Genomic DNA, 13,495 nt, shown 5'->3' on the forward strand with positions numbered 1-13,495 from the left:
ATGTCCACTGTGGACTCCACCGGCCTGGTGTGGCGCAAGAGCAGTCGAAGTGGCGGCGGGAGCAACGGCAACTGCGTGGAAGTGGCGTTTGTCGGTGCGGTGGTCGGGGTGCGTGATTCCAAGTGCCCTGCCGGTGGCGTGTTGACGTTCCCCGCTGTTCAGTGGGCGTTCTTCCGGCGGGGCTTGGGTTCCTGACGGTCGGCGTGCCACGGTGGCCCCATGCGGGCACTCGGGGTATCGGTGGCTGTCGTGGTGGTCGGGGCGTTGCTCGGGCCCGGTGTGGCTCAGGCGCACCACCGGAAGGGGTTCGACCTCCAAGCCCACCGGGGTGGGATCGGGTTGACGGTGGAGAGCACGCTCGCCGCGTTCGGCCGGGCCCTCGAAACCGGGGTGACGACGCTCGAACTCGACGTCCAGATCACCAAGGACGGGCGCGAGGTCATCACGCACGACCGCAAGACCAACCCGGCCAAGTGCGCCGACACGGCACCCGCCACGCCGGGTGACCCCGCGTTCCCGTACGCGGGCAAGTACGTCAAGGACCTCACCTTCGCGCAGGTCCGCACGCTCGACTGCGGGTCCCGCCCGCACCCGGACTTCCCCGGCCAGGTCACCTCGCCCGGTGCGAAGATGCCGACCCTCGCCGAACTCTTCGCCCTCGCCCGCCGGTACCGGGCGTGGGACGTGAAGTTCAACATCGAGACCAAGGTCGAGGCCGCCGCCCCGCACGAGACCGCGCCGCGCGAGCAGTTCGTGGAGGTCACCGCGCGCGAGGTCCGCAAGTCCGGCTTCTACCGCAACGTCACCATCCAGTCCTTCGACTGGGGCACCTTGATGCTGTGGCACCGCAAGGAGCCGCGGCTGCCGCTGGTCGCGCTCACCCAGCCGGAGTTCCTGCGCCCCGGCTCGCCGTGGACCGGCGGTCTCAAGCTGGAGGACTTCGGCGGCAGCGTCGTCCGAGCGGTCAAGAGCTTCGGGGCGTCCGCGCTCTCCCCGGTGCACGGCAACCCGCAGAACGGCGAGGTCGGCGACCCCGATTACGTCCCGTTCACCACGAAAGCCCTCGTGGACGAGGCGCACCGGTACCACGTCAAGGTGGTCCCGTGGACCGTCGACGACCCGGCCACGATGAACAAGCTCATCGACGACGGCGTGGACGGCATCATCACCGACTACCCCGACCGGCTGCGCACCGTGCTCAAGGAGCGCGGGTTCACGCTCCCGCGCACCTACCGGAAGCACTGACCAGCCGGGGGGATGCCGTGGTCAGCCCTCGCCCAGCGGCAGCTCGTGCAGGCCGCGGATGACGAACTCGGCCCGCCGGCGCGGCTCGGCGGCCACCACCGCGCCGGGCAGCTTGCGGCTCAGCGACGACAGCGCCGCCTGCACCTCGATCCGCGCCAGCGGCGCGCCCAGGCAGTAGTGGATGCCCATGCCGAACCCGAGGTGGGCGTTGGGCGTGCGGCTCACGTCCAGCACGTCGGGCCGGTCGAACACCTTCGGGTCACGGGCCGCGGCACCCAGCAGGGCGGCGATCTTCTGACCCTCCTCGACCGCGAACCCGGCGATCTCCACCCGTTCGGTGGCGGTCCGCTCGAACAGCTGGAGGGGCGAGTCGTAGCGGATCAGTTCCTCGACCGCCGTGGAGAGGAGGGACTGATCCGCTACCACCCTTTCCCACTGGTCGCGGTGGGCCAGGAGGGCGTGCACGCCGTTGCCGATGACGTTGACGGTCGCCTCGTGGCCGGCCATGAGCAGCAGGACAGCCGTGGCGACCAGCTCGTCCTCGGTGAGCTTCGCGCCGTCCGTGTCGGTGACCGCGACGAGGTCCGACACCAGGTCGTCGCCGGGCGTCGTGCGCCGCAGTGCGACCAGTTCCCGCAGGTAGGCCACGAACTCGGTGGCCGCGCGCTCGGCCGCCGCCTTCTTGTCCGGGGCCAGGTCGTACTCGTACATCTTCACGATCGCGTTCGACCACGGCTGGAGCAGCGCGCGGTCGGCCGCCGGCACGCCCAGCAGCTCGGCGATCACCTCCACCGGCAGCGGCGCGGCGACGTGCGAGAGCAGGTCGGCGCGGCCCTCCGTGCGGACCTTCGCGACCAGCTCGTCGACCAGGCGGTCGGCCAGCTCGGCGATCCACGGCCGCAGCCGCTCGACGTGCCCGCGCCCGAACGCGGCGGCGACCAGCCGGCGCAGCCGGGTGTGCGTGGGCGGCTCGTTCTCCAGCAGCGAGTTGCGGTGCAGCAGGTTGAAGCCGGTGAACTCCTCGACGGGCTTCGCGTCGGTCCACAGCCGACCCAGGCCGCGGTGGCGCAGGACGGCGGACGCGGACGCGTGCGACACGGCGACGGCGACGCCCATCTCCTCGTGCCAGTGCACCTCGGCCTGCTCGCGCAGCTCGGCGAACACCGGGTACGGATCGGCGATGAAGGCCGGATCGTGCTGGTCGAAGGGTGTCACGGTGACGGACGGTAGGTCTTGAGCGCGGCTCGCGTCCATTGGAGTGTGGTTGTTCTTTCAAATATTCAGCTATCCGTGACCAGAAGTAGCCGAGTTGACCCGTTCGGTACTCCACCAGGAGCATTCCCCACCGTGCCGCCCGAACTGATCGCCCACCGCGGGGCGTCCGCGCTCCGACCCGAGCACACCCTCGCCGCGTACGAGCTGGCGATCGCCCAGGGCGCGGACGGCGTCGAGTGCGACGTCCGGCTGACCCGCGACGGGCACCTGGTGTGCGTCCACGACCGCACCATCGACCGCACCAGCGACGGGCGCGGCGTGGTGAGCGCGATGACCCTCGACGAGCTGCGCCGGCACGACTACGGCACGAAGCTCGGCGACGAACCCGCGCCGCTGCTGACCCTGGTGGACCTCTTGGAGCTGGTCGCGGACAGCGGCGTGCGGCTGTTCGTGGAGACCAAGCACCCGGTCCGCTACCGGGGTGGGGTGGAGCGCCGGCTCGCCGAGCTGCTGGCCGGCCACCGGGTGGACGCCGTGATGATGTCGTTCTCGGCGACCGCGGTTCGGCGGTTCAAGGCGCTCGCGCCCGCCGTGCCGACCGTGCTGCTGTTCGGGCGGCGCTGGCCGCCGCGGCTGCCGGCCTTCGCCGACATCGCCGGACCGGGCGTCGACCTGCTCAAACGCCACCCGGAGCGGGGCCGCGGGGCGTACTGCTGGACGGTGGACGAGCCCGCTGACATCGCGTTGTGCGTCGAGCGCGGCGTGCGGTTCCTGGCGACCAACAACCCGGCGCAGACACGCGGCGTGCTAGCGGCTAACTTGACGCCCGACCAGCCCTGACGGGCACGACCTGAAGGAGGCGGCGGTGGCGAAGCGGACGGCCGTGAAGAACCAGTCGGCGGACGGCGTCAACCCGCGCCAACCCTGCCCGTGTGGCTCCGGCAAGCGCTACAAGGCGTGCCACGGCGGTACCGGTGGCGGTGCGGACGTCATCGTGGCCCGGCCGTTCCAGGGGCTCGCGGCGGAGACCGAGCTGATCGCGCTGCGCGAGTTCGTGCCCTCGGCGACGGTGCGGCTGCCGCTCAAGGACGCCGACCGCGAGGTGGTGCTGGCCTCGGTGCTGCCGATGGCCGCCGCCGCGCTGGTCCGCGCCGACGGCACCGCGTTCGTCGGCCTCCAGGTCCAGACACGTTCGGGTGATTTGAGCCGGGACCTGGCCCGCGCGGTCCAGTGGGTGCTCACCGCCGAGACCGGCGAGGCCCTCCCGGTGGTCGGCCCGGACGACGCCGCGACCCCCGGCCGGCTCCAGGACCTGCTCGACCCGGAGGCGACCATCACCCCGGAGCTGCACACCGACTTCGCGTGGTGGATGCCGCCGGACAACGAGCCGACCGGTGACGTGGCGCTGTCGCTGGAGCGGGCCAACGCGGCGATCCTGCCGACCGAGCGGGTCGACGCGCCGGGCGTGCACGCGGCGTACTGGGTGGACGCGGGCGACAAGGCGCACCTGCGCTGGGTGCGCCCGGAGCCCGAGGAGCAGCTGCTGGCGGCGCTGGCCCGGCTGTCCGTGCGCGGCGAGCTGGACCTGGGCGAGGGCTCCCGGTACGCGGGGTCGTTCCGGGCGCACGGCCTGCTGGTGCCGGTGTGGGACCTGGACCGGGAGATGCACTCCAGCGAGTGGGCGTCCCCGGCCGAGGGCCTGGGCAAGCGTTTGCTGGACGCGTTGACCAGCCTGGACGACGAGCCGCTGACCGAGGCCGAGCGGCGCTCGCGGGACGGTCTGCGCGGCCGGCAGATCACGTTGAGGTAGTTGTCCACAGCCTGCACCCCAGTTGTCCACAGAACCCTGTGGATAAGGTTGTGGACAACATCAGGGGAAGGTGTGGACGGATGTTGCTGCGGATCGCTGCACGGGCCGAGTGGGCGCGCGACCGGGAAGCCGGCGCGATCCCGCTCGACCCGGACGGTTTCGTGCACTGCTCGGACCCCGGCACGGTCCACCTCCCGGCGAACCGGATGTTCCCCGGCCGGCACGACCTGGTGCTGCTGGTGATCGACCCGGAGGGCCTGCCGGTGCTGTGGGAGCCCGGCGACGGCGACGAGTCCGGGCCGTGGTTCCCGCACGTCTACGGCCCGGTCCCGGCCGATGCGGTGGTGGCCGTGCAGGAGTTCACGCCGGACGCCGACGGGGTGTTCCGGCCGCTGCCCGTGCTGTGACCCGAACGCGGACCTGAGCAGGCGAGCCGCCCTCGGTCCGGCCGCCGGCCGGTCGCGGGGCATCGGGCGACGGCGTGCCGGTGTCGCCGAGAGGGCGCCGTGGCGACGGGCGGCAGGCACGGCACGTTCGTGGACGGCGGGCCGTGGCGGTCTTGGCGAAAGCGCGCGGCTGGGTGGCGGTGGCCGACGGGGCGGTGGCCCGGATCCGGGTGGAAGTCCGCGTGCGGACCCCGGAAGGGCTGCGCCTCGGCCATTCCCGGGCGCGGCTGCGGGAGCTGTACCCCGATGTCGTGGAGGACCTCCACCGGTGCACCTGGTAAGTGACCGGGAACACTCGCTGCGAATTCTATTTCCTCGACGGCGGCGACCCGGTGACCGGAATCAGGACCGGCCGGCCGGGCAGCGGCTGCCGAGTCCGCCCGGACGCGAGGGACGCGCCGCCCGTCGGGTTCGACGGGCGGCGCGTCGGGCCTCGTGGGGGTGTTACAGGGCGCCGCCGGCCGCGCGCGGCGCGGTCGGGTCGGACTCGTCGCCGCTCGCCTCGCGGACCAGGAAGTTCTCCACGTGGAACAGGTTGCCCTCGGCGCGGTCGACCACGGTCAGCAACGTGGTCATCGACGCGACCTCCTCCACCTGCTCCTTGAGGAACCACTGCAGGAACTGCTCGCCCAGGTAGTCGCCCTCGTCGCGGGCGGTGCGGGCGAGCGTCACGATCTGGTCGGTCACCGTGCGCTCCTGCTGGAGGGCCAGTTCGACCGGCTCGCGGGCGGTGGCGAAGTCGTTGCGGACCTCGTCCACGCCCGGGATGGCGACCTTGAGTTCGCTGTCCATCAGGTACTGGACGATCATCATCGCGTGGTTGCGCTCTTCGAGGGCCTGCGCGTAGAAGTGCGCCGCGAGGCGGGGCAGGTCCTGGTTGTCGTACCAGACCGCGATCGCCGTGTACTGCTGCGCCGCGGTGAACTCGTGGCGCACCTGCTCCTGGAGCAGGTCGTGGAACTTCGACGTGCGGGCTGGAATCTTCTTCACGTTGGAGGCCATGCGCACAGATTAGCCGAGAATGCGGTTTAATGCATTGCAGGCAAGGCTGTCGAAATTATGCCGAGGCTTTCCTCACAAAGGCCCGCCTAAGAAAGGTCTGGCTACCTTCGGTAAAGATAGGCAAACCTTCCCGGGCTTTTCTAGACCAGCGCGGCGCGGTCGATCGGGCAGGACATGCAGCGCGGCCCGCCGCGCCCCGAGCCCAGCTCCGAGCCGCTGATCCGGAGCACCTCGACGCCCGCGTCCTCCAGCCGGGCGTTGGTCTCCACGTTGCGCTCGTAGGCCACGACCAGGCCCGGCCCGACGGCGAGCGTGTTGTTGCCGTCGTCCCACTGCTCGCGCTCGGCGGTCACCGGGTCCAGGCCGGTGTCGATGACCCGCAGCTTCGCGATGCCCATCGCGTCGGCGGCGGCGTCCAGGAACGGCGCGCGGTCCTCGACCACCACGCCCCCGTTGCCGTCCGAGCGCACCGGGTAGGCGAACAGGTTGTCGCGCACCGCCGGGTACATCACCACGGCGTCCCGGTCGACCATCGTGCACACGGTGTCCAGGTGCATGGTGGCGCGCTCCTGGGTGATCGGCACCGCCAGCACGGTGTGCGCGAGCCCGTCGCTGAGCGCGGACCGGGCGAACGACTCCGCGCCCGCCGGGGTGGTGCGCTCGCCGACGCCGATCGCCAGCACGCCCGGCGCGAGCAGCAGCACGTCACCGCCCTCGACCGGCGCGGAGTGGGCCCCGTAGGCGCGGCCGGTCTTGCGGAACCTCGGGTGGTAGGCGTAGATCAGGTCGGTCAGCGCGGTCTCCCGGTCGCGCGCGGGCAGCGCCAGGGACGTGATGGCCACCCGGTCGCCCACCCACACTGACGAGTCGCGGGTGAACAGCAGGTTCGGCAGCGGGTCGACGGCGAAGTCGATCGGGTGGTGCATCTTGCGCACCAGCGACGCGCCCTCGGCGGCCGGCAGCTCCTCGAAGGTCATGCCGGTCATCAGGGCGGTGGCGAGCTGGTCGGGTGACACCGACTCCAGGTGCGAGCGCAGCGCGTCGGCCAGGTCGATGCCCAGCCGGCGCTCGTTGACCGCGCTGTGGATGCCCGCGATCCGCGCCCGGTCGTCGTGCAGCGCGGCGACCAGCAGGTCCGACAGCAGCAGCACCTCCGCGCCCCGGCCGCGCAGCACCTCGGCGAACGCGTCGTGCTCCTCCTGGGCGCGGTCCACCCACGGCACGCCGTCGAACAGCAGTTGGTCGTTGTTGCGCGGGGTCAGGCGCTTGAGTTCGGCGCCGGGCCGGTGCAGCAGCACCGTCCGCAGTGGACCGACCTCGCTGTCGACCCTCGGCGCCGGCGAGGGCGCGCCGTCGGTGGAATCCGTCTGGGCGATGTGCGCAGTCACGTAGGCGAGGGTAACTCGACAGTGGCGAAACATGCAGCTCTGAGTGGCCTAGCTTGGCGAAACTCGATCGTATGAACGGCTGAATGCAGCGATTCGTTAAGCCCGATGGTACTTGCTGTGTGCAAACGTTGCGTTGTGACGTGGACTGTCTCGGCGTGCTCCGGGACTGGGATGATCGTGCACCTAAGGGGAGGGGATCGCCTTGTTCCACTTGACGGTCGACGCGCCGGGAAGCGCCGCGACGGCGACGAACATGCTGCTGGACGAACTGCTGCGAGGTGCCCGGGTGGACGTCCGGCACGCGCCCGCCGCGCTGCCCGAGGGCGCGAAGTCCGGCACCGGGACGGCCCTCGCCGAACTCCTGCTCAACGGCGCGGTGCCGGCCGCCGTGGCCGCCGCCGTCGCGTCCGTGGTGACGGCGTTCGTGCAGCGCGGCAGCGCGCGCAAGGTCGTGATCAAGAAGGGCGATTCGACCATCACCGTCCAGGGCGGCGACGCCCGCACCCAGAAGCTGCTGGTCGAGCAGTGGCTCACCGAGCACGCGCCGGAGGTCGAGGGCTGACGTGGGGCGCTACGCGCTGCTCGTCGCCACCGGGGAGTACCAGGACGTCCGGCTCAGCCGGCTGCGCGCGCCCGCCCAGGACGTGGAGCGGCTCGCCGCGCTGCTCGAAGACCCGGACGTGGGCGGGTTCGCCGAGGTCCGGGTGCTGCGCGACGCGGCCGACGACGAGATCCGGCGGGCCGTGGAGGACGTGCTGGCCGCCCGGTCCCCGGACGACCTGGTGCTGGTCTACTTCTCCTGCCACGGCCTGGCCACGCCCACCCGCCGGCTCTACTTCGCCGCCGCGAACACCGTGCAGGACCGGCCCGCCGGCAGCGCCGTGCCCCGGTCGTTCGTGCACGAGCAGTTGGAGGACTGCCGGGCCGCCGGGCGGATCCTGGTGCTCGACTGCTGCTTCAGCGGCGCGTTCGTCGAGGGGTTCAAGGCGGGCGACGCGCCGGTGCTGGACGCCGCCACCGGGTACGTCGTGCTGACCGCGTCGAACGCCTACGAGTACGCGTTCGAGGAGGACACCCTCTCGCTGGAGGCACCGCGCGCGTCGCTGTTCACCGACGTGCTGATCGAGGGGCTGTCGAGCGGGTCGGCGGACCTCGACGGCGACGGGTGGGTCGACGTCAACGAGCTGTTCTCCTACGCGTCGCGGGAGGTCCGGCGGCGGCGGCCGGACCAGACGCCCCAGTTCTTCGCGCAGGCGGCCGGCGGGGCGCTGCGGGTGGCGCGGGCCGGCGGCGTGCCGGTGGCGGTGCGGCGCTCGGCGTCGTACACGTCGGGGCAGTTGTTGGTGGCGCGCGGTTTCCGGGCGGCGGCCGAGCCGGTGTGCCGGACGCTGGGTCCGCTGGGCCGGCGGGCCGTGGTGTTCGTGGACGGCCGGCCGGTCGAGCTGGGCGACGCGGCGTCCATCGCGTCGGCCTTCCACCCGGACGACCCCCGGGATTCGCTGGGCGCGTCCTACGTGCGGGAGCTGATCACGCAGGTGCACCGGGAGTGCGGTGACGGCGGCGCGTCGGCGGTCGCGGTCGCGCAGGGCGCGGTCACCCGGCTGGTCGAGGCCATGCGCGAGGGCCACAACCCGGTGCGGCTGCTGCGCGGCGTGCGGGAGGCGGCGGAGCTGGCCGACCGGCTGGTCGCCACCTCGGCGCAGCCGCTGGTGATGCCCGACCTGACCCGGCTGGCCGTCGCGGCGGCCTGCGACGACACGATCGGCGGCCTGGTCGCGGACGTGGTCACGATGACCGGGCGGCGCGGTGCGGTGCTGGTCGAGGAGAGCACCCGGGGCGGGCTGTCCTACGAGGTCGCGCGGGGGCTGCGGTTCACCGGCGGGTACGCGTCGGCGCAGTTCGCCACCGATCCCGCGCGGCGGGAGGCGGTGTTCGCCGACGCGTCGGTGATGCTGTTCGCCGGGCGGCTCGTGGACCGGGTGCTCGCGCCGCTGGGCAAGCGGCGCAACGGGCCGCTGCTGCTGGTGTGCGAGGAGCTGTCCGACGGGCTGCTGTCGGACCTGCTGCGCCACTCCGAGCCGGACCGGCCGATCGTCGTGGTGACCGCGGAGCCCGCGATGGTCCGCCGGTTGCAGCCGGTCGTGGGCGGGCTGGTGCTCGACGCGGACCTGGTGGTGGCGGCCGACGTGACGGCGTTCGGGCACGCGGCCAAGGTCGTGGCCACCGACCGGGACACGATCGTGATCGGCGCCCGCACCGGCGAGCCGCTCGCGGCGTTCGTCGACACGGGGGCGTACCTCCGGGCCGGCGCGGCGGACGTCGGGCGGGTCGAGCGGACCGTGCGCGCGGTCCGCAGCGCCGCCTACGACGGGGTGCTGCCCGGTGGCGGCGCCGGGCTGGCCGAGATCGGCGAACGCCTCGCGCTCATGGCGGCGGGGGACGCGGCCCACGTGACCGGGTGGCGGGCGCTGGCCGGCGCGCTCGCCGAGCCGCTGCGGTGGATCGTGGAGAACTCGGCGGTCTCCGCGACCGAACTGGACCCGTCGCTGATCGACTCGGCCGGCACCGCGCGGGCGGTGGTGGCCGCCGCCGCCCGCACCGCCGAGAGGTTCCTGCTGGTCGCCTGAGCCGGTGCTCAGGTCATGGTGGACGGGATGATCACGGCGACCATCACCGCCGTCAGCGCGGCCTGGAGTTCCTCGATCGCCTTGCGGGTGGCGTCCGCCGCCCAGCCGCCCTCGGAGATCTCCTTGAGCCGCTTCTTCACCCGGTCGCGCGGCTGGGTGGTGAAGACCTTCCGGTCGAACTGGACGGCCTTGATGATCGAGCACAGCGCGGCCGTGCGCGGGTCGACCTCGTCGTCGGTCTCGACCGCCCTGGCCAGCCGCCGGCGGACCTCGGTCTCCAGCGGCGGCTCCACGCCGCCGGGCGACGGGAACCTGGTGCGCGGGAACACCCACAGCACCTTGTCCTGCTCGCGGCGCAGCACCTCCTGGTCGGCCAGGCCGTCCAGCACGTCGTCGGTGATGCCCTTGCCCAGCTTCTGCACCCAGTCCTTGGGCCTGCGCAGCTTGTCGTCCGCGATCGTGGTCAGCGCCGCGTCCAGGACCGGGTGCCCGACGGGGACCGTGCTCAGCGCCGCGACCCGCTTGTCCACCACGTCGACCCGGCCCGCGATGGCCAGCTCCACCAGCACCGCGCCGGCCAGGCCGTAGCCCAGGGAGGGCTGGCCCAGCCGGCACGTGCCGTCGTCGTCGTAGGCCAACAGGGCCAGTTCGTCGGCGAGAGTCAACATGGGTCCACCATAGGCGGGCCGCAGGTCAGGCGATGAACCTCGTGTCCGGGTGGCACGCCGGGCCCGCCGGGCCGAACAGCCGGCCGTCGCGGCCCTTGAGGTGGTGGTCGAAGAACCCGCCGAAGTACTCGTGCTGCGCCTTGAGCGAGCGGTTCACGTCGATCGCGCCGACCAGCTCCTCCTTCTTGCCGGGCTTGAGCACCGAGGTCAGCTGCGGCGCGACGATCTGGAGGTCGGTGAAGCTGTAGTGGGTGCTCCGGTCGAAGTGCAGGTCGCGCTTCCAGCCCCGCTGGTTGGTCCAGAACACGCCCCAGGTCGGGTCCAGCCGGGGGTCGAGGTGCGAGTGCTGGAAGACCTCACCCGTGGCCGGGTCCACGATGTCGCCGCCGACCAGCATGAACGGTCGGTCCAGGCCGTGCTTGACGGCCTCGCCGTAGCCGTCGGGGCCCCACGCCATCGAGCCGTCGACGTTCATGCCCGCGTCGAACCGGCGGTCCTGGTACATCGCCTCGGCGGCGGTGTAGCCGCCGTAGGAGTGGCCGAAGATGCCGACCTTCGACAGGTCCAGGGAGCCCGCCAGCCCGCGCGGCAGCGGGTCGCGCTCGGCGTCGGGGTTGTCGCCCCGCTCCAGCCTGGTCAGCTGGTCGAGCACGAACCGGCTGTCGGCGACCCGGGCGTCGATCGCCTCCTTCCACCGCGGGTCGTGCTGCTGGTCGATCACGTTCGGCACGACCCGGCCGCCGGGGAACTCCACGGCGATCGACTCGCCGGTGTGCGAGATCGAGGCCACGACGTAGCCCCGGCTGGCCAGGTCGTCGGTGAGGCCCGCGTTGATCTCCCGGCCGCCGCCGTAGCCGTGCGAGAACACCACCACGGGCCAGTCGCCCGAGCGGTCGGCGGTGGCCCCGGTGCGCGCCTGGCGCTTGGAGCCCACCCAGTCCACCGTGCCGGGCGGCACGTCGAGGAAGTCCGGGCCGGACACGAACCCGCCGAGCCTCGGGGCCACGCCGGCGGTCATCAGGTCGGCGCGCTGCCCGTCGCGCTTGGCCGGGTAGGTGACGGTGACCATGAGTTCGCGCTTCTCGGTCGGGCGCCACGGGTCCTGGCGGGCGTCGTCCACCAGGTGCAGGTCGGTGGTGCCGACCGGGTAGCGCCCGCTGAGCGCGGGCATGGTGATCTTGATGCCGGTCGTGGCCGGTTCGGCGCTCGCGGCCGGGGCCACGAGCAGCGTGGTCGTCGCGGCGAGCCCTGCGGCCAGCGCCAGAACGCGTTTGTGCGGTGTCGACACTCGGATCGTCCCCTCATCTGCCGGTGTTCGGCCCATGCTCACAAGGGGCCGTTTGCGCGCGCGTCAACCTGTCGGTTGAGGCGGCGCTACCTCGGGCGAGGGAGGCGCGGGCCGGTCAGGGGAGCCAGGAGACCTTGCCGCGCAACAGGGTGTAGCCGAGGAAGGCGAACACGTCGAGCAGCGTGTGCGCGACGACGAGGATCCACAGGCGGTTCGTGCGCTGGAACACCTTGCCGAACACCAGGCCCATCACCACGTTGCCGACGAACCCGCCGAAGCCCTGGTACAGGTGGTAGCTGCCGCGCAGGACCGAACTGGCCAGCAGCGCGGTGTTCGACCGCCACCCCAGCTGCTTGAGCCGGGTCAGCAGGTAGCCGACCACCAGGACTTCCTCGGCCCACGCGTTGCCGAACGCGGCCAGCACCAGGGTGACGCCGCGCCACCACGATTCGTCCAAAGTAGACGGTTGGACGGCGAGGTTGAGGCCCAGCTTCCAGGCCGCGAAGTACAGGGCCAGGCCCGGGATGCCGATGACCGCCGCGAGGCCCAGGCTGCCCAGCGCGTCCGGGCCGATCCGGGTGCGGTCCAGGCCCAGCGCCTTGAGCTTGGTGCCGCCGCGCCACAGCAGGTAGAGGCCGAGCCCGCCCCACGCGGCCAGTTGCACCACGCCGAGCAGCTGCGCGAGCAGGTCCAGCAGGTCGAAGCGGGCCTGCGGCACGTTGATCGCCACGGACTGCTGGTTGAGCGGCTTGGGCTGGAGCAGGCTGTCCGCCAGGCGGACCAGGCTGCGCAGCCCCGACAGGCCCAGCGTCACCGCGAAGACCAGGACGATCTCGATCCGGTACGCGCGGTGGTTCGCGGGCTGCTCCTCGATCACCAGCGCAGGTTAGCCCCGTTGCGCCAGGAACGGGCAGCCCATCAGCCGGCGCAGCTCCACCGCCAGCTCGCCCGCCGTGGCCACCGGGCGGGAGAACGCGATCCGCACGTCGTGGTCCTCCTGCTCGGCCTCCACCCGCAGCCGCAGCCCGAACCGGTCCAGGCCGAGCGGGCGGACGTGACCGCCGCGCAGCTGTTCGGGCAGGTGCGCGGCGAGCAGGCCGACCACGTCGCGGTGCGACAGCTCAAGGTGCCGCAGCCAGTGGTCCTCCTGCCGGTGGAACGGGTCCGGGTCGGCCTGCGCGAACAGCTCCGGGCGCAGCGACGTCGTGCCCTCCGCGTCGGCCACGACCAGCGACGCCGGGCTCAGCCGCAGCACCGACGCGCCGTGGCCCACGTCCAGCAGGCGCGGGTCCGGGCGCTCGTCGGCCACGTCGAGGCACGCGGTGCGCGCCTCCTGCGGGTCGAGCGTGCGCAGCCAGCCGGTGATCCACAGCAGGCCCCGGACCGGCTCGCGCAGCTGCACGGCCGCGTGGTCGGCGATCTCCAGCATGGCGGTGATCTCGGTGCCGCGCGCCGCCCCGGTCAGCGGGTGCTCGTCCGGCAGCAGGATCGTGGCGTCGCCGCAGGCGTGCACGTGGTGCAGCACCGGGGCCACCCGGTTCTCCGTGCCGTCCGACGGCAGCAGGGCCGCGCGCCCACCCCGTGCGGCGATGGTCCGCGCGCGCTCCGCCGGGTGCGGGGCGGGCGGTCGACGGTTCTCGGTCACCGCTCACCTCCCAACTTAGGGCAGCCTAACTTGCCGGCTGCCGTGCGCGGTAGTCCCTCTATCGGCGGATCACCCCGTGGGACCGCGGCCCCGGCCGGGTCGCGGCCCGGCGCCGGGATCGCTTCGTGGTTGCCCGCTGACGTGGCGAGGGTAGTGGCTCT

15 protein-coding genes are annotated in these 13,495 nt (G+C 72.5%); 8 read left to right on the forward strand and 7 right to left on the reverse strand.

Going from position 1 to position 13,495, the window contains the following annotated elements:
* Complete coding sequence (locus tag AC0HI0_RS35305; protein WP_480927807.1) at positions 1 to 195, forward strand: DUF397 domain-containing protein; 195 nt, start codon at positions 1 to 3, stop codon at positions 193 to 195.
* Positions 196 to 219: 24 nt separating this feature from the next.
* A complete protein-coding gene (locus AC0HI0_RS35310; RefSeq protein WP_480927808.1) occupies positions 220 to 1,245 on the forward strand; it encodes a glycerophosphodiester phosphodiesterase in 1,026 nt (341 codons plus the stop codon).
* Positions 1,246 to 1,266: 21 nt separating this feature from the next.
* On the opposite strand, the gene AC0HI0_RS35315 is transcribed toward AC0HI0_RS35310, so the two are convergent.
* Positions 1,267 to 2,499, reverse strand: a complete 1,233-nt coding sequence (locus AC0HI0_RS35315) for a cytochrome P450 (RefSeq protein WP_480927809.1) — start codon at positions 2,497 to 2,499, stop codon at positions 1,267 to 1,269.
* 93 nt (positions 2,500 to 2,592) lie between these two features.
* On the opposite strand from AC0HI0_RS35315, the gene AC0HI0_RS35320 reads away from it, so the two are divergent.
* The 4 genes from AC0HI0_RS35320 to AC0HI0_RS35335 all read left to right on the forward strand — a co-directional run bounded on the left by AC0HI0_RS35320 (position 2,593) and on the right by AC0HI0_RS35335 (position 4,997).
* A complete protein-coding gene (locus AC0HI0_RS35320; RefSeq protein WP_480927810.1) occupies positions 2,593 to 3,300 on the forward strand; it encodes a glycerophosphodiester phosphodiesterase in 708 nt (235 codons plus the stop codon).
* A 25-nt stretch (positions 3,301 to 3,325) separates the two neighbouring features.
* Complete coding sequence (locus AC0HI0_RS35325) at positions 3,326 to 4,270, forward strand: DUF5926 family protein (RefSeq protein ID WP_480927811.1); 945 nt, start codon at positions 3,326 to 3,328, stop codon at positions 4,268 to 4,270.
* A gap of 80 nt (positions 4,271 to 4,350) precedes the next feature.
* Positions 4,351 to 4,677, forward strand: coding sequence for a DUF952 domain-containing protein (locus AC0HI0_RS35330; protein ID WP_480927812.1), 327 nt, complete (start codon positions 4,351 to 4,353; stop codon positions 4,675 to 4,677).
* Between the two features lie 143 nt (positions 4,678 to 4,820).
* Positions 4,821 to 4,997: a hypothetical protein gene (locus AC0HI0_RS35335; RefSeq protein ID WP_480927813.1), complete on the forward strand. Its 177-nt coding sequence runs from the start codon at positions 4,821 to 4,823 to the stop codon at positions 4,995 to 4,997.
* Positions 4,998 to 5,160: 163 nt separating this feature from the next.
* Here the strand turns inward: AC0HI0_RS35335 and AC0HI0_RS35340 are convergent, their stop codons facing one another.
* Both AC0HI0_RS35340 and AC0HI0_RS35345 read right to left on the reverse strand, forming a co-directional pair.
* Complete coding sequence (locus tag AC0HI0_RS35340; RefSeq protein ID WP_480927814.1) at positions 5,161 to 5,718, reverse strand: ferritin; 558 nt, start codon at positions 5,716 to 5,718, stop codon at positions 5,161 to 5,163.
* 140 nt (positions 5,719 to 5,858) lie between these two features.
* The gene (locus AC0HI0_RS35345; RefSeq protein ID WP_480927815.1) at positions 5,859 to 7,139 is read right to left on the reverse strand and encodes an arginine deiminase; all 1,281 of its coding nucleotides are present in this window, start codon (positions 7,137 to 7,139) and stop codon (positions 5,859 to 5,861) included.
* Positions 7,140 to 7,308: 169 nt separating this feature from the next.
* On the opposite strand from AC0HI0_RS35345, the gene AC0HI0_RS35350 reads away from it, so the two are divergent.
* Positions 7,309 to 7,668 carry a hypothetical protein gene (locus tag AC0HI0_RS35350; protein ID WP_480927816.1) on the forward strand — a complete coding sequence of 120 codons (360 nt, stop codon included), beginning with the start codon at positions 7,309 to 7,311 and terminating at the stop codon, positions 7,666 to 7,668.
* A gap of 1 nt (position 7,669) precedes the next feature.
* Entirely contained in the window at positions 7,670 to 9,733 is a 2,064-nt protein-coding gene (locus AC0HI0_RS35355; protein WP_480927817.1) for a caspase, EACC1-associated type, read from the forward strand.
* A gap of 8 nt (positions 9,734 to 9,741) precedes the next feature.
* On the opposite strand, the gene AC0HI0_RS35360 is transcribed toward AC0HI0_RS35355, so the two are convergent.
* The 4 genes from AC0HI0_RS35360 to AC0HI0_RS35375 all read right to left on the reverse strand — a co-directional run bounded on the left by AC0HI0_RS35360 (position 9,742) and on the right by AC0HI0_RS35375 (position 13,334).
* Positions 9,742 to 10,401: a GOLPH3/VPS74 family protein gene (locus AC0HI0_RS35360; protein WP_480927818.1), complete on the reverse strand. Its 660-nt coding sequence runs from the start codon at positions 10,399 to 10,401 to the stop codon at positions 9,742 to 9,744.
* Between the two features lie 25 nt (positions 10,402 to 10,426).
* Positions 10,427 to 11,689 (reverse strand): alpha/beta hydrolase family protein, encoded by a 1,263-nt coding sequence (locus AC0HI0_RS35365; RefSeq protein WP_480927819.1) that lies wholly within the window; start codon positions 11,687 to 11,689, stop codon positions 10,427 to 10,429.
* Between the two features lie 115 nt (positions 11,690 to 11,804).
* Positions 11,805 to 12,566: a CPBP family intramembrane glutamic endopeptidase gene (locus AC0HI0_RS35370; RefSeq protein WP_480927820.1), complete on the reverse strand. Its 762-nt coding sequence runs from the start codon at positions 12,564 to 12,566 to the stop codon at positions 11,805 to 11,807.
* Between the two features lie 9 nt (positions 12,567 to 12,575).
* Positions 12,576 to 13,334 (reverse strand): DUF2470 domain-containing protein, encoded by a 759-nt coding sequence (locus AC0HI0_RS35375; RefSeq protein ID WP_480927821.1) that lies wholly within the window; start codon positions 13,332 to 13,334, stop codon positions 12,576 to 12,578.
* Positions 13,335 to 13,495 lie beyond the last annotated feature (161 nt).

It is taken from the genome of Saccharothrix sp. NBAS 001, from assembly GCF_056640475.1.

Excerpts from the sequence above, each read along its gene's own strand:
- AC0HI0_RS35305 (WP_480927807.1), top strand. The coding sequence starts at position 1 with ATGTCCACTGTGGACTCCACCGGCCTGGTGTGGCGCAAGAGCAGTCGA.
- AC0HI0_RS35310 (WP_480927808.1), top strand. The coding sequence starts at position 220 with ATGCGGGCACTCGGGGTATCGGTGGCTGTCGTGGTGGTCGGGGCGTTG.
- AC0HI0_RS35315 (WP_480927809.1), bottom strand. The coding sequence starts at position 2,499 with ATGGACGCGAGCCGCGCTCAAGACCTACCGTCCGTCACCGTGACACCC.
- AC0HI0_RS35330 (WP_480927812.1), top strand. The coding sequence starts at position 4,351 with ATGTTGCTGCGGATCGCTGCACGGGCCGAGTGGGCGCGCGACCGGGAA.
- AC0HI0_RS35340 (WP_480927814.1), bottom strand. The coding sequence starts at position 5,718 with ATGGCCTCCAACGTGAAGAAGATTCCAGCCCGCACGTCGAAGTTCCAC.
- AC0HI0_RS35345 (WP_480927815.1), bottom strand. The coding sequence starts at position 7,139 with ATGTTTCGCCACTGTCGAGTTACCCTCGCCTACGTGACTGCGCACATC.
- AC0HI0_RS35360 (WP_480927818.1), bottom strand. The coding sequence starts at position 10,401 with ATGTTGACTCTCGCCGACGAACTGGCCCTGTTGGCCTACGACGACGAC.